Source organism: Candidatus Nitrosocosmicus sp. FF01 (genome assembly GCF_047711275.1).
In the GTDB taxonomy this organism is placed as follows: Archaea; Thermoproteota; Nitrososphaeria; order Nitrososphaerales; family Nitrososphaeraceae; genus Nitrosocosmicus.
This window is the reverse complement of the sequence record NZ_JBLNIG010000001.1, coordinates 371,396-390,729: the sequence shown is the minus strand read 5'-3', so window position 1 is coordinate 390,729 and position 19,334 is coordinate 371,396. Positions and strand designations below refer to the sequence as shown.

Here is a 19,334-nt window from a genome sequence, read left to right as displayed (position 1 = left end):
ACAACCTTCACTTATAGTCTCTCAACTACCATACTTCGATGTATAATAGTTTATTATTTAACGAATTAGAGAAAGTCTCTTCAGATCATCAGCATTCTATAATATATGATTATGAAAAAGGAGAAAAACTATGTAAGACCTGTGGAGTTATTGTTCAAGACAGAATTTATGATGCGGAATTGAACACCGATTTTTACAAATACAGAAGTGACACCAACACTGTACTACCGCACTCCATTATTTTGAATGACAAGGGAATGTCTACATCTATTGCAGATTACGATGCAACCAGTTCAAAAAGATTTTCTAACAGAAAAGAACATAACAAGATTGAATTTCTCAACAAAATTGTAAGTTGTTCAAATAAGAAGAGAAATCTAAAGATAGTTATTGATCTGCTTAACAGAATCAAGGACAAGTTGTCATTGACTTCTGTGTGTATTGAAGAAGCACTATTACACCTACAAGAAAGCTCTTGAAAAGGGCCTAATTAAAGGTAGATCGATCAAGGAAATGATAGTTGCTTGCGTTTATTTGGTTTGCAAGAAAGTTAATATTCCAAGAACCCTATCAGAAATTTCACAAATAGTTGAAGCAGACGAAATATTTGCTGCCAGATGTTACAGGTTATTAATGCGAGAATTAAAGATTACCCACGTCCAGTTTAAACCTACCATATTTATCAGGAAAATTGCAGACGAGGCCAATATAAATGAGCGAACTGCGAGAGAGTCGATTGACTTGTTGTTAGCAATACAGAATGAAAATGTTTTTTCAGGCAAGAACTCACTCTCCATCGCTGCAGCCATTTTATACATTACTTGCAGAAAACATAAACAAAAAATATCGCAAGCCAGAATCGCCTCTGCTGCAAATATAAATATCATGACTTTAAGAAAAAGGCTTTCTGAGGTAAGAAATGTAATTGTTAACGCATCATTTCTAAATTAGTTTTTTATATATTTACCTACTTCTTTGGAAACATTATGAAGAATTTCTGAAAAGTTCTCAGAGGTAAACATATTCAGTGGGATAATCTGTTTATATGGATTCTATATAAATAAAGACCTATTGACATTAAAAGAGGATGCTTTAAACCTTCATCGAATCCTTAGAGGAAAAATCGAGATAAGTAGCAGAATTTCTTCAGATAATATCTTTGAAACTGAAGGAGAGTATGGAAAAGGAACACTTAGTTCGATCTACACGCCAGGTGTAGCATTTGTTTCCGAAGAGATAAGTAAAGACAGGAATTTGGCTTATGAGTATACATCTAAATGGAACACCATTGCTATCGTATGTGACGGAACAAGAGTTCTCGGATTGGGAAACATTGGTCCGGAAGGTGCGTTGCCAGTAATGGAAGGCAAATCAGTATTGTTTAAGACTTTGGCTAACGTCAACGCATTTCCTTTATGTATATCTCTCAGAGGTAAGGAGGAAATTATTAGTTTTGTAAAATCTATAGAGCCATCCTTTGGAGCCATTAACATAGAAGATATCGAATCACCAAAAGTTTTGGAAATTGTTGAAATACTCCAACGTGAAATGTCAATACCAGTCTTTCATGACGATAGACACGGTACGGCGGTAATAACTATGGCGGCTTTATTAAATGCATTGAGACTATTAAACAAAAGAATAGAGGAAACCAATGTGGTTATAGCAGGAGCAGGTTCGGCGGGATATGGAATATTTAAAATTTTAAACAAGGCCAGATTCAAAGATATTATAGTATTAGACAAGAGAGGAGCTATTTATGAAGGAAGAGATACCAATAATAATAATCCAAGTCCACCTGTATCTAACAAGGCTCAGTATCCTGTTCCTAAGATAAACCCCTTCAAGAAGGAAATAGCATTAAATTCAAACAAGAGGAAAATAAAAGGAGACATAACAACGGCCATTAAAGAAGCGGATGTATTTATCGGAACATCTGGGATAGGAAACTTACTAGATGCCAATATGATCAAAACAATGAATAAGAATCCAATAATATTTGCACTTAGCAACCCAGCTCCGGAGATATTACCGCTGGAAGCTGTTAGAGCAGGAGCGGCAATAGTAGGCACTGGTCGTTCCGATTTCCCCAACCAAATAAACAATGCAGTTGTGTTTCCAGCGATATTTAGGGCGTTATTGGATTTAAGGATAAAGAACTTGGATGAAGATATTTTGATTGCAGTGTCAAAATCAATAGCAGATCTAATTGATATCAAACATCTATCGAAAACCTACATAATCCCAAAAATAAATGATCCTAGAATACTTCCGGTGGTTACAAAGTCAGTAAAGGATTACATTGTCAATCGAAAGTTAATAAATCCCTAACTATTTAATTACCAGTTTGAGAGAAAACTCACTTCATGTATTAAATAGGTCCTCTTATTATTACAACTATTTGCAACCGGTATTGAGAGGATAATAGTAGCTTTAATCATGAATTACAAGTATTTTGTTTTGCGTCATGCTTGCTTATCTATTTAACAAATATCATTACTTATAAAGTTAGCACTAGTCTAAGTAATTAGCACTATGTTAATATCTAACAGTATATAACTCTTTTTGTCATGGTATTCATCCGCGTAAAAAAGGTAAAAGGATTTGATTATTATTATTTAGTAAAAAGCCAATGGGATTCGAAGAGAAAGATATCAACCCAACAAACAATAAAATATTTGGGCAAATCATGTGATTTGAGAATTGAGAACATCCCACCAGAATATAAAAATGATCCCAAAATATTGTCATTAGTTTCGGCTGTTATCACAATGCAGAAAGTTCCGGAACAAACACTTAATGAACTAAGACAAAATGTATTTGACGGTTTAAAGTCAGGAAATATTGATAGCATTATAAGAGTGGTTGAAGACTTTCGAGAAAGCCGCAGTTTATCCATGTTTTATGAAAATATTCTCAAGCCCATATTATACGAAATTGGCATTTTATGGCAAAATAACACGATTGATGTGGGTACGGAACATGTTTGTAGTAATATGGCTAATATGGCTATCCATAAATTAACTAGATCCACAAAAGCCAGTAATAATTTGGGGGGCATCCTAATATGTACTCCGGATGGAGAACTTCACAATATTGCTTGTAACATGATTGAATCTGTGTTGCTAGAAAAAGGTTTTAACGTATTAAATATTTCTCCCTCTATTCCAACCGATTCAGTAATAGTACATATGAAAGAATCAAATCCAAAATTAGTATTAGTATCAGTAACCTTACGTGACAATATGGGTTCAGCCCTAAGATTAATAAATAGTTTAAGTTCTCGTTTTCAAACACCGATCCTACTTGGTGGATTGGCTATAAATAATTGTAGTGATGAGGAAAGGAAAAGATTAGAATCCACTGGTCCAAATGTTACTTTAATTGTCAATTCAACTATAGATTCACTCATCAAAACGGTAAAATTGGTATTAAAAAATCACCCGAAAAACAAAAAGTTGTACGAATAAAGATGATCAAACGATCTATAACGGGGTAAAACTAAAATAAAAATAACAGATAGAAAAATTCTGCTAATTGTGTTAGAAATTGTCTCCGAAGTTTCGCATATTTGAGTCCACTTGGTCTTGAGGATTTCCCGTTCCCTTATGTTTGTGCTCGCTTTTGTGAACTCTAGCATCCATTTCCTTCTCATGTTCTTCGCGAACATGATGTAGCCTATCCTTCTCATGAATAAATTGCTTTCCGCATTTGTGACACTTTAATATCATCTTATGATGAATTGTTCGATAGTGTTCCATTAATTCGTCCTCTGACGCAAACTTTTCTCCATCTATTTCACATGAATATTTCTTATGAAAAAAATCCACAAGACTAATACTTTGTTGGCGTTATTAAATTCTTTTATCTAATCGTCACCAACCATACCAAATTTTTTGAAAAGTATTGATCGTTAATCGTTATTGGACTCTACTTCTATAACCACAATCAACTCTAACCAAAAGAAATGGTTATGCTCACCTGAATCTTATAATTTTTGACAATGTAAGTAATCAGGATATTATTAAAATACGATTATTCACTTATCAAATTTTTGATCCAATTGTACATTTCAATATTTGCAACTGCGATAAACGACATCCGTGAATCCACAGAAAGGCCACAATTCAATTCTCTTCCCGTAGTATCGAAAATCAGCCCGCCGGCTTCCTTTGCTATCAGATAACATGCCGCCATATCGATTGATCGGATCTTATCTCTGACATCAATGTATGCATCAATCGATCCACGTGCAAAATAACATAATTCCAATGCGTTGGCGCCTAAATGTCTTACGTGGTTGATAGATGAAACTAGGTTAGATATCGAATTAAAATGTTCCCTAGATAATCCAGAGATATTGAGGCCAATAACCATTTCATCAATTGCTAGTGAAGGATCTTTGATGGTAGAAAGTCTTTTTCCATTCATAAAAGAGCCCTTTGATTTGGATGCATAAAAGATATCACCAGATACTAGATTAAATACTACTGAATCGGTTACTGAAGTAAGATTCATATCTGGAGAATAAGCAAGAGAACAACAATAAAAAGGCAATCCACAATTTGCATTGGTTGTTCCATCCACTCCATCCATCACTATTATGCCTGCATCTTTACCCTCAACTAAACCACACTCCTCGCCAACAACATTTGGATCAAAGGCGTTCTTTTTCAAGATGTCAAAAACTGATCTTTCAGCTATCAGATCAATTCTAGTCGAAACATCGCCACCTGCACCTACGCCGAATTTTTTCTTTCCTTCAAGCGTACCTATTACATCCTTTGTATTATCATAAACATTGATGGCACATTCCTTTAATATATCCAAAACTGACACATCAAATCACATCAATATTAATCTGATAAGCACATAAAAACTATGGAATGAATACACTTAGAGTGTAATCACGTTATGCGATAAACATAATAAAAAGTCAAGAAATCACGAATATTGATTTCATTGTTTAGAGGGTATTCCAGCTGATCCTTGCTCAGATTTATCTATTTCTTACAAATGATTTTGAGCTGAATTTTCCTAATCGTATATTCAGACTTAATTTTGATAACTCAAGCCAGTTTTAGATAACAAGTAATAAAAATACCTGATACGAACGTATCATAGATGATGGATGAAGTTGGCGAAGTAAATTCTGAGAGTGATTTGGACCTAAATCAAACTAGAATAGACGGTGAACTTTTGGGTGTCGTTATTGGCGTTACTAAACCTGGTTACATAACATTTGAAGGAAAGGAACCTGTTGGTTTAGGGGAGTATATTACAATTGCCAACGGGGAGAATAAGAGTATTCTAGGAGTGGTCGAATCCTGCTTCATCAAAAGTGATGCATTAGACGAAATCTCCAATTTTGAAGAGGCATTGGAAAGCAAAATTGTTGCTGAAATAAACAAAAGAGACAAGAGTTTTAAAGTGAACGTTAAGATATTGGGTTTACAAGAATTGCTCAAAAGATCCAAATCCATTTTACCAGAAATACCTCCACTCCCAGGCACTGAAGTGTATAGGGCAAGAAGGGAAGATCTGAGAGATATCTTTGACTCTGAGGAAGAATCATGGATAAAAATTGGTACTCTTCTAAGAAACACAAATGTGAATGTAAAGGTCAATACAAACAAGATGACAACTAGGCATTTGGGTATTTTGGCGATGACAGGTATGGGAAAGAGCAATTTAGTCAGTGTGATTGCAAAATCTATCGCGAAAATTCCAGGCACAATGGTAATTTTTGATTATCATGATGAATATCGATTTCTAAAAGGTGAGAACATTAACTTTATGCAAGCCCGAATAAATCCCAGGTTATTGACGTCAGATAAGTTTGCCGAAGTGATAGAAATAAGAGAAAATGCAGACATTCAAAATACTATCCTCTTAAAGGCATTTGAGAATGATGAATTGAAAACAAGAACAGGAGATGGTTTTTGGGAGGAATTGGAAAAAAATATCACAGGGATAGGATCTAAGGAAAAAAGATTCACAAGTTCAGCGGATAGAGTTATCGATAAAATCAAGGAAGCCAGGCGAAGATTCGACAATATACTGATTCCAGATGCGTTAGACCCTGTGTCTCAAATTAGAGAAGGCTGTATTAATATAATAAATTTGATAGAGTTTACTGAGAAGCAGGCAAATGTTGCCATAGCGTTTTATCTTGAATCTATATTGTACCATAGAAAGTTGGCAAAGGGTCAAAGTCTAAAAACTAATTATCAAAACAAAAATCAAATATTGTTCCATAGTCCAGTCATAGTCGTTGTAGAAGAAGCTCATGTCTTTATGCCTAAGAATGAGAGTACTGATACTAAATATATCGCCTCAAAGGTTGCAAGAGAAGGCAGAAAATTTGGGGTTGGTTTGATAATTGTATCTCAGAGACCAAGAACCTTGGACCCAAATGTATTGAGTCAAATGGGTTCACTAGCAATAATGAAATTAGTTCAACAAGAGGATCAATCCCAAATTGAATCATCTAGTGAGTCAATAAATGGTAAGATAATTGAACAGTTACCTTCACTAAACCCCGGAGAAGCATTACTAGTAGGACAATGGGTAAACCTGCCTTCTTTTATAAAGATAGATGAAATATTAGAAAGGATGATGGGTAAAGATCCCGAACCAGTCAATGAATGGAAAAATACAAAAGAGAAAAAGAAGTTGTCAGTTGAAGATAGTCGATTGTTTATTAGAGAAAACTATATTGAAGAAGAATACATAGAGTAACTAGCGCTCTTAAAAAAGCATAAATTAGTAACAATAGTATTCATTTTCAAGATAATGAATATTGTCAAGATTTCTAATTCCGGAAAGCTTACAAACCTTAAACTTTATGATGACTGTCTTAAAGAACTAGCAAGTGAAACTTTTGAAGACATTTATACCTTGAATTTCTTTTTGCAGACGATACCAAGAAATTTCGGACAGAAAAAAACACTAATAATTTATGTTAAGTCAGGAAAATTATCTGTAAATAACAATCCTTCTGATAAAGATTTGAATCAAAGGCAAACAGGAGACAACATCCAATTGTTAATTGCGGAAGATGAAAACTCTTACTTTGTTAATGAATAGAATCGTTGATAAATGAACCGGTGAACAAATAGGTTTTTTCTAATTTGCATTTTTTATTATGGTCATAACTCTGGATTATTAAACTTGAAACATTTTCTTGCAATGGATACTTTGCTTATTGAGTGGCAGATAGGACATTCGGCCCAATTTTTCCCGCCAGAATAACGCCAATAGTAATTGCATTTTTGGTATGTACACTGGATCCAAAAAGTCTTGGTTGGATATTTGACCCAGTTGTCTTGAAGAGGTTTTCTTGTCCTTCTTGCTTCTCGAGGTAAACGCGGTAATTTCATCGTAAGCTGCTGATGAATTTTATGATTTTGAAGATGTATTAACCTTTCTGCTTTTATCCAATTTTTACTATTTTACCTAAATATTCATATTGTTTTCACTAGTGAACCTCTCTCGGTCATTTGGAATTTGTAAACTTGTTCAATCTCTGAGTCCTCAAAAATCTCTTCGTCATGTGTGATTATGATTAACTGATTTATAGGGCCAGCACCTTTATCAAATATCTCCGAAACGATCTTTACAAAGGATCGACGTCTTTCTTCATCTAGATTAGTTGTAGGCTCATCTAAGATAATAAAATCGATCTTTGAGGCACCCATTAGAAAGGCTATTCCCATCCTAATTGCAAGGGATACTGCGACTTTTTCACCTCCACTTAATGAGTTCGTATCTATTTCTCCACGATTACCAAAGCAAACCACTTTTATCTCTCTAGGCTTTTCAACCAGAGATATTCTCGACAATCCTACGTTAAAAATCTGTATATATTCTGAGGCTTTTGCAGATATCAAACTCAATGCCCTTGTTCTCAAGCTTGAACTAACAAATCCATCTCTATTGAAAATGAGAGAACGTATCTTTTCGAGATCAGCTATAAATAGGGATATTGACTTTAATTCAGAAATCAAAATACCAAGGTCATAGTTTTCTTTTTCTATATCTGAAATAGTTTTTTCATATACAGCTTTTTGATTATGAACATGTATTATTTCTTTTGATAGAGAATTCTTGAGGGCCTTTTTTTGTTGAAAGGCTTCATGATCAGCATCAATCACCTTAATTCTCAAATCTTCTATCTGTTCAATCAAATTGGAAGAGTATTCATCCAATTTAAGAATAGACAGATCGACATTATCCAAGTTCTCCAAAGAGAGTATAGACAATTCAAGATATTCTTTATTTAAATTACTTAGATTACTTTGCATGTTTTCGATACTAAATTGTGGACTATAATCATAATTTAATAAGGTTCGATCTGCTTCAATAATCTCTTTTTCTCTTTTTTTTAAATCGAATTCCTCTTTGTTGAGTTTTGACAACTCTGTACTCATTAACTTTTTTTCAGTGATTTTTTGATGCAATTGTTTAGTTATATGGGAGATATCAAACATATGATTGATGGATACGATCTTTGAGTTACACACTGGACATTTTCCATCTATAATCTGAATTTTTTGTGCACATTCTGTAAGTCCTTCTAGTTTGCCTATCTCTCCAACTATTTTGTTTACCCTATCATTTAGATCGTCTTTCTCAGATTTAACCATCTGAATAGTAATAAATGTTCTTTCTTTGTCCTTCAAAATATTAAGTGACTTCTTAACATCTTTTATTACACGATTTAAATGGTCTATCTCCTTTCTTAATGAGTTTGATCGTTCTTTGAAATATTTCAATAGGGTGTTTTCAAGTGATTTGAGTTCCGATAATTTGATTATCTTAGGTTCCAAAATTTCGATTTGCCTCTCAAGCCTGATCATTGCATCCGTCTTGCTAGCAACTTGTAACAAGATGTCGCCTAACAGTTCTTTGGTTTTTGATAATTTTGTTTCATTATTTTTAATTCGTGTTACCAAAATGTCTATCTGATTATCATCATATCCCGAAGTTTTTTCTCTTAACATTCTTCGAAATTCTTCAATTACTCCATGCATATTATGGAAAGATGTATCTAATCGATCCAATCCAATCATACTATTTAACAATTCTTTGAACTCCTTTGGCTGGGAATCTATTATCTTGCTTATTTCACCTTGCTGGATTATGCCAGCAATCTGTAATTTGGAATAATCCAATCCCATTATGGCTTCGATCTCATGGATAACTGATTCTCCAAGTTGCTTTCGCTCGCCAGAAATAATTGGTCTGTAAGTTATATTAGAGTCAATGTTTCTGTTAGTTGCTTGTTTTTCTAATGGTCCTCCATGTTTTACTGCCTGTTCCAATTTAGCAGAGATGAGTCGACCCTGAACATCAATCTGTCTTTGTACACGATATTCAGAAGACCCAATAGAGAATTTCATGATCACATGGGATCCAGCTTCATTACTAATGCTTGAATCCATCCCTCTTGTCAACAAATTCTTGTTTGATTTCCGTGTGTGTTCATTAAAAAGGGCAAATGTGATGGAGTCAATAATACTCGATTTACCGGATCCATTATGTCCAACGAAGACTGTAATGCCGGGATGCAAATCCAGTGATGTATCTGTATGTGATAAGAAATTATTCAGGATAAGTTTTTTGATCAGTTCGTATCTCCTCCTACTTCTCTTCCGACTCTTCTGATGGCATGTTATTGATATCTACTTTTGGATTCTCATATGAGGATCTATTAGATTCATAAAATTCCCATAGAAATTTAGCAATCTGCTCTCTCTTCTTCTTATTCAGTCCATCGTTATAAGGGGATTCATGATTATCGTTGAATGACTGGATTAGATCCAAAGAAAGGTCTGCAAGAGGCATTGACCCCAATGATTTTTGTATCAATGTCGACATCTCTTTATCCATATCAAATCCCTTGTCTTTATCATAAGAATATCCGGTCATATCGGAATGCTGGGCATCTGTAATACTCCAATTGTAATGTAGCGTTGTATTTTCTAACGATATTAGCTGCCTGGCTAGAATTTTCTGATCTATATTCGAGCCGACTATCTGAAGATCGACTACTGGTTTTTTGGAATAACCCGAGGTTTCCTTAATTATAGAATTCAAATTGATACTAATATTAGAATAATCGACTTGATATGCTAATTGCGGTCTCCTTCGTTCTAATTTTATCCATTGAGTGTTTACGCCTTTAGGGCTATCAGATATATCAACCAATAAGAATCCCTTTTCAACATTTGATATTGGTTCACTGTGACCTAGATCAATTGATCCAGGATATGCCACCAACCCGTCATTAATACAGGAAAAACGTTTTTCAATGTGATCATGATAGTGACCCATAGCATAATAATCAAAACCTGATGGCAAGTCACTTGAAGATATCTCCCCTGCGAATTTATTGAAATCATTTAACCCTTGATGAAGTACCAATATTTTACTAGGTCTTTTATTGTCATGGGTATATTTTTGTTCATCACTTTTTACTATAGACTCTAACACTTTGAAAGGTTTTATCAACCCCTTCTCAATGTTTGATCGGCGTTCCTTGTTAAAACCATAAATTAGCACACCTTCGACCTGGACGGGGGAATCGGGCCTTAGTCGCCTTGCCAATCCCAAATTATGAAACAAGTAAGGCAAAGGGACATCATTTGATCTACTTATGTCGTGCTCACCTAAGATAAAAAAAACTAATACGGACTTCTCCTTTAGTTTTTTTAGTTCCCTTGCTAGTCTTACTATGGGAGCACCATTTGGTTTCGGATTATGGAATATATCTCCGGATAAGATTATGGCCTTTACGTGTTCCCTGATGGATTTTTCAATTGATTCTTCAAAGACTTCGTATAAATCCTCCTCCCTCTCTTGGAGGCTAAATTGGGAATATCCTAGATGAATGTCAGAGATATGAGAAATGAGCAACTACAACTAAAAAGATCAACACCATATTTTATTCATTAATTTTTTGTATATCAATACACAATTGACAACATTTTAATCGACAATTCTCCTCGCTACCTTCATCCACCACCTGCACTTGCTCCAAGTGTACCCCATTGAGATTCCTGATAATTGTCTATTAGATCATTTAGCAGATCATTCATATCCAAATCTTGCTTTTTTGCAGAAATAAATTCATCAAGCAATGACTGGAGTCTTTTATATGTGATATCATCAATCTGCAAATTTTTCATTTAATTTAATAATAAGAATTGCCTGAATAATATAGATATTTATTCCAAAATGATTTTAGAAAGATTTAACAGTATAAGATTTCTTCTGATTGTAGAGGATGCCAAATAATAATCCTATCGAGATATTCTCAAATTCTTTAGGGAGAAAGTTTATTCTTAACATTCTGAGTTTTGATAACGGCAATTTTATTTCTATATCTGAAAATGAATCAAAATTAGGATCCATATCTGTTTCTCTATCTGTTACAAATAAATCAAATACAGCGAGGGTAATCCCGGACAAAAACGATCAACTCTTTATTGATACTTTGTCAACTAGAATATCTTTGATGAAAAATGGAATTTGTGTGATTTCGTTGTACACAAAAAATAAATTACATCTAGATGATATGAAGATAATCAATGAAAAGATACTTTCAATGATAGAGGAAAAGTAAATGACTACGAAAAAGACAGGCTTTAGCAAAGGACGTAAATCAACGAGAGGGACAGATAAAGTATTTTCGAAGTCGGGATTAAATTTTGCTTCAAAGTCAAATAGCAGTAAGAACAAACCCTACAACGGAAAAGATTTTGACAAAGGGATAGGAAATGATCTCAGGGGTTTTCTACAGATTCTTTCAGAAAAAAATGAATTAATTACTATTAACAAGAAAGTAAAGAAAAAGTTTGAACTCGCAGCAATTGTTAGTAAGTTCGACAACAAGGAGGCACTAATTTTTACAAATGTTGACGAATCTAAATTTAGGGTCGCTTGCAATCTGTTGGGAACAAGGGAACGATTTTTCCTGGCTGTAAATTCTACTAACAATCAAATAGATTTATCTCAATTGGCCAGTATAGGGACTGAATATTATCCCAAGGATTTTTCTTTAGAAGCCCCTTTTAATAGTAACAGTACGCGCAACTTGTATGATCTTCCTATTGTAAGTCATTTTGAAAAAGATGCTGGTCCTTTCGTAACTTCGTCGACGGTATATGTAAAGGATCAAGAGAACGGTAATCAAAATTCTTCCATACATAGGATGTTATTACTAAACAACAGTCAAATGGTAATCAGAATGGTCGAAGGCAGACATCTTCACAAGTCTTATACCTATGCTAAGGAACACAAAGAAGATATGAAAATAAGTGTTGTGATCGGCATACATCCCGCAATTAATATTGCTGCAGCCTATCAAGCCTCTTATGGTGTTGATGAAACCTCGATAGCGAATTATCTTTTGGATGGCAAGTTACTTCTAACAAAGAGTAGTTACTCGGATCTGCTGATACCGAAATTTAGTGAAGTCGTAATAGAGGGTAAAATATTGCATGATGAAGTTGCAGAAGAGTGGATGGTCGAAATGCTTAGAACATATGACTTTAGAAGAAAACAACCAATATTTGAAATTAGTAATATATGGTATAGGGATAACCCTATTTACTACGACATTTTGCCAGGTTATACCGAGCATAGATTGCTAATGGGCTTGCCTATTGAAGCAAAGATTTTGAGTTATGTCAAGAATACCGTTCCTACTACAAAATCCGTTCATCTGTCCGATGGCGGAAGTAACTGGTTGACTGCTGTAATACAAATAAAGAAAAGATTAGAAGGCGAACCAAAGAATGCGATACTTACTGCTTTTGCGGCTCATCCATCCCTCAAGTCAGCAATTATTGTTGATGAAGACATTAATCCACGAAATCCAGTGGAAGTCGAATACGCTATTTCCACTCGAACTCAGGCAGACAGAGACTTTGTGATGATACCTAACACCAAGGGTTCAAGTTTAGACCCATCAAGTGATCAAACTAATCTCCTGACAACAAAATTGGGTATTGACGCAACTATATCTTTCTTGAAGGAAAAAGAGAGATTTGAAATTGCAAGAATTCCTGGAGCTGAAAATATAGATCCAAACAAGTATCTTTAAGTAACCTGTAATTTTTATTGGTTGAATAGCAGAAATCCCCATGAAAGTATGAGACCATATATTATATGACCAAATAGACTTACAACAAGGGGGCCAAACCCTTGAGGGTGACTAAAAGGATCAACACTAGTAATGGGTTTATGTATAGGAAGCAGTGTCAAAATCCATAAAACAGGACCGTAAATTAATCCTACAATGTATATTATTGAAATCTGAAAAGGAATCAGGATCAACAAAATGGAAAAGCCCAATCCGCCTAGTACTCCATTAACAAAATGTAATAAGAAAATACCAAAGAAGTTTAACCTATCTGGATTATTATTAGTCAGTTTGCTATACAGTATCTGGTTTTCATGCCATTCTAAAATTCCCTTTAATCCCCACTTTTTCCAAAACGGAATTTCGAAGATGGTCATGCAAACGGTGGCCATCAATCCCCCAAGCGTTCCTGAAAAAGCAAAAAAATAGTAATCAAAATTCATGTATCGAAAGGATGTAATGACGTGACATAATAAACAATACGTAATATCCGTATTGATTGGCATTATGGCAGATAATGCCATCATAATATTATATTGATACAATATTGGGGTAAAGAAACTTCAATTTTGATAAAACTTTATTTATTTTTAGAATGCAGAAATCTATCTGTTTAGTGATTCTATTAAAATCAAATTCGTTATTGGGTGTACGAAAGGTTGGTACAATAGAAAAAAACAAGATAATATAAAATTAATAAAGATGAATGTAGAAGAATAAATACTAGGAAGAGAATAATTGAGTATGAACCGCCTGATAGTTGAATCTTACACTAACTCTACCTTGAATACAATTTTGGACGATATAGCAAACAAGTACAAGATTGACACAACAAAAGATCGTCTTGACAAGGATATACCTATAGATGAGATAAAGTTCAAATATAGAACATATTCTGAGTGTGTAAAAATGCTTTACAAGAGTGCAGGCGTAGTTAATGCAATTTAGGTTCTAACTTTCATCAGTTTTATGTGACCTGTCGTACAGATTTCAGAACTCTCCTCGTGTTCGTGTAATAGTTTTTTTGCTTTATCTTCGGGCAATTTCTCCGTGGAAATATACCCGCATTTTTCACATATAACAATATAACTCCAGCCTACCAAATGGTTCAATTGTAGTTATAGGCCATTGATATTTATCTTATATGCAAAAAACATAGCAAAAATACTAAAAGACTTCAAATTTTTAGTTTATTTGTAAAAAACTATAGGATTTCATACTTCCCTATACAAGATGGTTTTGGAAACAATATTATTTGTATTGCAAAGCTAAAATACCGCATCAATCAGTGAGTCTTGAAGATAATATTATCAGCATCTCTAAATCAAACTAACTCAATAGAATGAATACCGAAAATGAATATTACTTCGGCTATTTAGCAAAACTTTTTGGAGTTAATGCAATCTGAATCAAATATGTATATTATATTTTTTTGTTGAATATAAAATCTTAATATAAACCCCATCGAACACGTAGATATGATGAAGTCCAAAAATAAGCTTCTTCGATGTTTTGTAATTGTTTTTGCGTCGCTTCCACTTCTTCTGATAACCGCATTGTCAGGTGGTACCATCCAAATAGCGAACGAGGCGCATGCATCAGTAATTGATCAAAACAGCTCGTCTATTAGGTCTGAAAATAACACATTTTTTCATGACCCAGAATCTACCGTAGATGCAATGATAACGGCATTTGGAGAACCATTCTATGAATTAACAGACTCGGTAGACACAGGAAAAGAAGTAGTAAGTATTAATCCACAACAAACAAAGGACTCGTATAAAGCAGAGGGAAACATGATAGGAATAGGAAATGTTACTGAGTATGGTACTTACGTGTCAACGTATTCATTACCTTCTATAAGCAGCGCAGGGAAAGGAATGATAGTCAAAGGTGACAGTGTAGCAACATTCACGGCCGCAGATACTGGAGAGTATGATGACGAGGGTAATCTGCTTTTGAAGGGGAGCATGTTTTTCGAATCGGACATTAAGGAGATGAAAAGTATTGATGGCAAGGTTGGTCTCTATCTCTATTGGAAGGACAGCAATGGTACTGACTGGACAAAGACATGGTTATGGAAGTAAAGTAATACCAGTTCTTTAAATTCATTTATTTGGTTGTGACTATTTCTGTCACAGATACCATTAATGACCCTTTGAGGGATTTTTGGTCCTAGATTATTCTTTTTATTTAAGGATTTTTTCTGTTTGGTCGTATCTGGGCTAAATTGCTAAACCATTAAAATTGCATTGGAAAATCGGAAGCATTCTATTCAATTTTCTATATCCGCATAATACCAAACATCTACGGGATTATTTCGATGTGAAAAAGATTAAAGCGTAAGACCATTGGGAGGATTGATTTCATATTTATATGAAAAGAGAACCCCTGTTAGTCGATCTAGATAAATCAGCTAAACCAGTTCATATCCATTGCATACAAAAGTATTCTCTTTTGATTAAAAGGATTTATCTAAATAACACATTAACCATCTAACTCCCTTTTCAATTTGTCGGCGTCTGGATGAAGTCTATAGTACAAAAAATTTACTATCTGGACTTTCATCTTTCCTATGAACTAAGTCTTGTCTCCACCGTCTGTTGTAAATCTTCCCTTCTATTTGAATTATTTATGTCATTACTATGTAATAGGGGGTGACCGCTGACTTGGGTCACGGCATTTGGAAAAAGGATATCCATTATAGAGTCTTTCCAACTCCGTTCTCTTTTAGATATTCCGTGGGAGCTATCACAATAGAAAGGCAAATGAGAATGTTAGTATATCCTCAAGAACAAGTAACAAGTTTTTGAATTAAGAAAAATTGCAACAACTTTTCTTTAGATGCAAAGCTAAGTAAAGCTTGGACATTTACATCCTGCCGCTTTACAAAAAGGAGGAGCACTGCCCATTCTCGCCGTTAAATGAAGAGATTTAGGATGACTGCAAGTTTTGCAAGCAATAAAATCATCAGGAGTACTAACACTCATGCATTATAATGTACGCCATTTTATAAAAAGTATATAGTATCTATTGAATCCTGATTCAGATCCATTTTATCTTGCTAAAATAAAATGAGAAAACCCCCACCACATTTGGAACGGATAAAGAAAGGTAGTTAGTATGTATTATGTTTTTAGGATTTCTTTCCTTCATACAGCCCCAGCATATTTCCTTCGCTATCTAAGAAAACTGTAAAGTATCCCATATTAGGTATCTCTGTTTTTGGAATGACAATTTTCCCACCCTTCTCAGTTATTTTGATTGTGTACTCATCTATGGAACCTACAGTAATGTAATTAGTCACCTTATGATCTGATGACTGTCACTTCATCATTCCGCCACTTATACCGAGATTTCCTTTTTCATCCTTGGTCTTGATGAACCAATAATCCATATTCGGATTTTCAGGATTTGCCCATTTTTCCAATTCCCAATTAAATATATCCCTATAGAATCCAACTGCTCTTTGAATATCGCCTGCAGGTGACTCGAAATGTTCTATAGCGGGCATTTAGAATATTGTCTCCATGATAAGATAAATTACAAATTTATTTCGCATATACGTACAATTATCCAAATAATACAAAAATAGGTAGGGGCACAAAAGTATATCAGATCAAGCAAGTTTAGTAAGTTGTTCACCTTGAGACGAAAAGACAGTAATTTCATTCTCCCCGCATCGTGCCGTGTTCGCATCAGCTTGAATTTAAACCTCAATTCCACTTTATAACAATTACAAAAAAGGTTACCAAATCTTAGGTTCTTATCTATTGACCCCCCCCCCCTAAGCGAAGGAGCGAATTAAGTCATTTGTTCCTTAGAAAATCTAACTCTTGGCGTCAAGTCTAGAGATATAGTTACATTTGTAGAATTCCCAATGATCAGCTGTTCAATTATCGTTGGAAGAATCGTCAATCTTGATGTCTGGATCAATAATATATTTGATCAACTTTTCTTTGTCAATTCGAACGGTCGAAGATTCTCCTGAATTATCGGTTCTAAAAATAATGATGCCTCTCTTCTTCATCCATTTTATACTAGCATTCAAAGAATCCAATAGCTCTGTACCATAGTAACCACTACCCTCATATTCACGAGCTGAACCTATGGAGAAAGAGACTTTAGCATAGAGGTCTTCCAACGAATTAAAAGTATGTTTTTTTTCAGGTGCGTTTCCTAAAATAATGTGGATGTGTGTCATTATACTTTTCTTTATCTCTAAATCTTTATGGTCCATATCAGGGCAGATAGGCTAAAACGTCAAAAGAGTATAAATTCTTTGGGTTGTCAGTAATATGCGACCAAATTGTATTTGATATTTGAAATGGTAATCAAATCGTGGTTCCTATTTCATCTGTTTTGTCATAAAATGACAAGCAAATAAAGAACAGAATAAATTGCAATGGTAAAAGATATCTAAAAAGTCACAATAACATTAGCAGCAAAAAAAAGAAAAGTAGCTACTCCTCTGAAATAGAGATTTCTTTGACTATATCGAAACTATTTCCCGAATTGCTGTCATGAATAGTATATGTTATCACATAGTCGCCGACTGGGAACGGTGTTGTTTGAGAGATAGTAAATGGAATAAACACTTCTTTGTTTTGATGATGAGAAATTATCTCACTAACTGGGAGTCCTTGCTGGCCCGTCAATACATTACCTTCGGTGTCAGAAATGATGAAGTCAGCAGAGAAGTTTATTGTATTTAACGATTCATCACCTTCCTCAGCGGTAGTGCCGTATTCAAAACCTACGGGCTCGATGTATAAAGTAATGGCTTCGCCAGGACTAAACGTACTAGAGTCTCTTTCATCGTATACGCCAAAGCCTTGCGGGTCTGATTCGACAAATGTGTCAAAGGCTGAACTAAACGTCTGCACTTCACTGGGTGCACTCAATCCTGTTACACTTCCATCATCTTGAGCTATTGTCGATTGAGCTGAGATCATAGAAATGGTCAAAATTGCAGCCACCATAATTATGAGCTTGTTAGTAAATTGTATCACAAGTTGCTAAAATGAAATGTCCTAAATATCTTTATTGATGGTTCTCCGATTGATCTTATCCAAAATAATGTCATGAGTTGAAATACTACGAACTACGATGACATCATAAGTGAATGATACAATCAGTGGATTTAGGATATTAGATAAGCTTGGACAAATTTTGAAAGAAAAGATACTGGTATGATATATGACCGAAATGATCATTCTAATAGGATTTAAATATTAGATTTTATGTATTATAACAATGAATAGTCCATTGATTTTGGGATTTACTCTAGTAGCAGCCATGACATTATTTGCAGTTATTGCAGTAACTCCAGGGTTAAGCAGTATCAATAGCAATGTAATTCCGCAAGTTTATGCAGTGGATGGCACTAGCGATAAAGAATGTCTATCTGCTTCATCGGCCCTATTCTTTGATAGCCAGTCAGCATTGTATGCTGCATCTGCCTAAACCCATAATTTAATATCAAATTAAACAGTTTTTTTATTTTTAATATTTGAACTGGTAATGTAATATAGATTTTTTATATTGCAGCAAAACGATCGGAAATAAAATAATACAAATCAATATTGTCGAATGCAGTCATTAATTTGGAATATTAAGAAAAAAGGAAATTTATTGTTGGCCTAATGCCAAATCGCCTAATTGTTCTTGCAATTGGATGTTGACGTTATTGCATGAAGCAAAGGTAATTTCACCAGATACACATTGTGCATTCTGTTCGCTGGCTTGACCTTGTTCAATTTCTTGCTCTGCGTCATTGTGTTTCTTCTTTCCACCTGCATAGGCATAGTTGTCGCCAAAGGCTACTACTGAACCTATGAGTGCTGCTGCAATAAACATTGCAAATATTCCGACTTTATAGTTTTTTGTTATGTTACTCATTTCAATCAAAATGTATAGGTTAAATTAAACATATCATAGTTTGGATACTCGATACTGTAAAATTAAAACAAAATCTTACTACAGAATTTTGTTCGTATAAATAATCTTATAATAGTATTAGATGAACAAATTATTTTTCTACAATATATTGTGTTATAAGTTCAGAAAGACAAGATCATGACAATTAGAGGTTTTGAGAATAGTCAATGGCAAGTATACCTATATGAGAGAACATCAACTTGGAACCTTGTTCTTCAGATATAGAGAATAAATTTCAGTGGGC

The 19,334-nt window shown here is 34.3% G+C and carries 23 protein-coding genes; 12 read left to right on the top strand and 11 right to left on the bottom strand.

Annotation, left to right across the window (positions count from 1 at the left end):
• The first annotated feature begins 38 nt into the window (after nt 1-38).
• The 4 genes from ACMT7R_RS02165 to ACMT7R_RS02150 all read left to right on the top strand — a co-directional run bounded on the left by ACMT7R_RS02165 (nt 39) and on the right by ACMT7R_RS02150 (nt 3,470).
• Nucleotides 39-479, top strand: coding sequence for a hypothetical protein (locus tag ACMT7R_RS02165; RefSeq protein ID WP_415309797.1), 441 nt, complete (start codon nt 39-41; stop codon nt 477-479).
• A complete protein-coding gene (locus ACMT7R_RS02160; protein ID WP_415309796.1) occupies nt 442-951 on the top strand; it encodes a hypothetical protein in 510 nt (169 codons plus the stop codon). Before ACMT7R_RS02165 ends, ACMT7R_RS02160 begins: the two co-directional genes overlap by 38 nt.
• A 120-nt stretch (nt 952-1,071) precedes the next feature.
• Entirely contained in the window at nt 1,072-2,331 is a 1,260-nt protein-coding gene (locus ACMT7R_RS02155; RefSeq protein WP_415309795.1) for an NAD(P)-dependent malic enzyme, read from the top strand.
• Nucleotides 2,332-2,570: 239 nt separating this feature from the next.
• A complete protein-coding gene (locus ACMT7R_RS02150) occupies nt 2,571-3,470 on the top strand; it encodes a B12-binding domain-containing protein (RefSeq protein ID WP_415309794.1) in 900 nt (299 codons plus the stop codon).
• A gap of 72 nt (nt 3,471-3,542) precedes the next feature.
• Here ACMT7R_RS02150 and ACMT7R_RS02145 read toward each other — a convergent pair whose 3' ends face one another.
• Complete coding sequence (locus tag ACMT7R_RS02145; RefSeq protein WP_415309793.1) at nt 3,543-3,830, bottom strand: hypothetical protein; 288 nt, start codon at nt 3,828-3,830, stop codon at nt 3,543-3,545.
• Between the two features lie 205 nt (nt 3,831-4,035).
• Nucleotides 4,036-4,839 carry an inositol monophosphatase family protein gene (locus ACMT7R_RS02140; protein WP_415309792.1) on the bottom strand — a complete coding sequence of 268 codons (804 nt, stop codon included), beginning with the start codon at nt 4,837-4,839 and terminating at the stop codon, nt 4,036-4,038.
• Between the two features lie 285 nt (nt 4,840-5,124).
• On the opposite strand from ACMT7R_RS02140, the gene ACMT7R_RS02135 reads away from it, so the two are divergent.
• On the top strand, nt 5,125-6,741 hold the full coding sequence (locus ACMT7R_RS02135) for an ATP-binding protein (protein WP_415309791.1): 1,617 nt from the start codon (nt 5,125-5,127) through the stop codon (nt 6,739-6,741).
• Between the two features lie 54 nt (nt 6,742-6,795).
• On the top strand, nt 6,796-7,089 hold the full coding sequence (locus tag ACMT7R_RS02130) for a hypothetical protein (protein WP_415309790.1): 294 nt from the start codon (nt 6,796-6,798) through the stop codon (nt 7,087-7,089).
• A 377-nt stretch (nt 7,090-7,466) separates the two neighbouring features.
• Here the strand turns inward: ACMT7R_RS02130 and ACMT7R_RS02125 are convergent, their stop codons facing one another.
• The 3 genes from ACMT7R_RS02125 to ACMT7R_RS02115 all read right to left on the bottom strand — a co-directional run bounded on the left by ACMT7R_RS02125 (nt 7,467) and on the right by ACMT7R_RS02115 (nt 11,192).
• A complete protein-coding gene (locus ACMT7R_RS02125) occupies nt 7,467-9,617 on the bottom strand; it encodes an AAA family ATPase (protein WP_415310543.1) in 2,151 nt (716 codons plus the stop codon).
• Between the two features lie 28 nt (nt 9,618-9,645).
• The gene (locus ACMT7R_RS02120) at nt 9,646-10,920 is read right to left on the bottom strand and encodes a metallophosphoesterase family protein (RefSeq protein WP_415309789.1); all 1,275 of its coding nucleotides are present in this window, start codon (nt 10,918-10,920) and stop codon (nt 9,646-9,648) included.
• A 98-nt stretch (nt 10,921-11,018) separates the two neighbouring features.
• Nucleotides 11,019-11,192 (bottom strand): hypothetical protein, encoded by a 174-nt coding sequence (locus ACMT7R_RS02115; RefSeq protein ID WP_415309788.1) that lies wholly within the window; start codon nt 11,190-11,192, stop codon nt 11,019-11,021.
• A 98-nt stretch (nt 11,193-11,290) separates the two neighbouring features.
• On the opposite strand from ACMT7R_RS02115, the gene ACMT7R_RS02110 reads away from it, so the two are divergent.
• Together ACMT7R_RS02110 and ACMT7R_RS02105 are read left to right on the top strand one after the other, a co-directional pair.
• Nucleotides 11,291-11,629: a hypothetical protein gene (locus ACMT7R_RS02110; RefSeq protein WP_415309787.1), complete on the top strand. Its 339-nt coding sequence runs from the start codon at nt 11,291-11,293 to the stop codon at nt 11,627-11,629.
• A complete protein-coding gene (locus ACMT7R_RS02105; protein ID WP_415309786.1) occupies nt 11,630-13,111 on the top strand; it encodes a UbiD family decarboxylase in 1,482 nt (493 codons plus the stop codon).
• 14 nt (nt 13,112-13,125) lie between these two features.
• Here ACMT7R_RS02105 and ACMT7R_RS02100 read toward each other — a convergent pair whose 3' ends face one another.
• A complete protein-coding gene (locus tag ACMT7R_RS02100) occupies nt 13,126-13,656 on the bottom strand; it encodes a hypothetical protein (RefSeq protein ID WP_415309785.1) in 531 nt (176 codons plus the stop codon).
• A gap of 238 nt (nt 13,657-13,894) precedes the next feature.
• Between ACMT7R_RS02100 and ACMT7R_RS02095 the strand changes: the two genes are divergently transcribed.
• From ACMT7R_RS02095 to ACMT7R_RS02085, 3 genes are all read left to right on the top strand, one after another.
• Nucleotides 13,895-14,098, top strand: coding sequence for a hypothetical protein (locus tag ACMT7R_RS02095; protein ID WP_415309784.1), 204 nt, complete (start codon nt 13,895-13,897; stop codon nt 14,096-14,098).
• A gap of 530 nt (nt 14,099-14,628) precedes the next feature.
• Nucleotides 14,629-15,237 carry a hypothetical protein gene (locus tag ACMT7R_RS02090; RefSeq protein WP_415309783.1) on the top strand — a complete coding sequence of 203 codons (609 nt, stop codon included), beginning with the start codon at nt 14,629-14,631 and terminating at the stop codon, nt 15,235-15,237.
• 582 nt (nt 15,238-15,819) lie between these two features.
• Nucleotides 15,820-15,963: a hypothetical protein gene (locus ACMT7R_RS02085; protein ID WP_415309782.1), complete on the top strand. Its 144-nt coding sequence runs from the start codon at nt 15,820-15,822 to the stop codon at nt 15,961-15,963.
• 323 nt (nt 15,964-16,286) lie between these two features.
• Here the strand turns inward: ACMT7R_RS02085 and ACMT7R_RS02080 are convergent, their stop codons facing one another.
• The 4 genes from ACMT7R_RS02080 to ACMT7R_RS02065 all read right to left on the bottom strand — a co-directional run bounded on the left by ACMT7R_RS02080 (nt 16,287) and on the right by ACMT7R_RS02065 (nt 18,132).
• The gene (locus ACMT7R_RS02080) at nt 16,287-16,457 is read right to left on the bottom strand and encodes a hypothetical protein (protein ID WP_415309781.1); all 171 of its coding nucleotides are present in this window, start codon (nt 16,455-16,457) and stop codon (nt 16,287-16,289) included.
• Between the two features lie 18 nt (nt 16,458-16,475).
• On the bottom strand, nt 16,476-16,664 hold the full coding sequence (locus ACMT7R_RS02075; RefSeq protein WP_415309780.1) for a VOC family protein: 189 nt from the start codon (nt 16,662-16,664) through the stop codon (nt 16,476-16,478).
• 378 nt (nt 16,665-17,042) lie between these two features.
• Nucleotides 17,043-17,390 (bottom strand): hypothetical protein, encoded by a 348-nt coding sequence (locus tag ACMT7R_RS02070; RefSeq protein WP_415309779.1) that lies wholly within the window; start codon nt 17,388-17,390, stop codon nt 17,043-17,045.
• 223 nt (nt 17,391-17,613) lie between these two features.
• Complete coding sequence (locus tag ACMT7R_RS02065) at nt 17,614-18,132, bottom strand: hypothetical protein (protein ID WP_415309778.1); 519 nt, start codon at nt 18,130-18,132, stop codon at nt 17,614-17,616.
• Nucleotides 18,133-18,406: 274 nt separating this feature from the next.
• Here ACMT7R_RS02065 and ACMT7R_RS02060 point away from each other — a divergent pair, with 274 nt between their 5' ends.
• Nucleotides 18,407-18,616 (top strand): hypothetical protein, encoded by a 210-nt coding sequence (locus ACMT7R_RS02060; RefSeq protein WP_415309777.1) that lies wholly within the window; start codon nt 18,407-18,409, stop codon nt 18,614-18,616.
• Nucleotides 18,617-18,781: 165 nt separating this feature from the next.
• Here the strand turns inward: ACMT7R_RS02060 and ACMT7R_RS02055 are convergent, their stop codons facing one another.
• Nucleotides 18,782-19,051, bottom strand: coding sequence for a hypothetical protein (locus tag ACMT7R_RS02055; RefSeq protein WP_415309776.1), 270 nt, complete (start codon nt 19,049-19,051; stop codon nt 18,782-18,784).
• Nucleotides 19,052-19,334 lie beyond the last annotated feature (283 nt).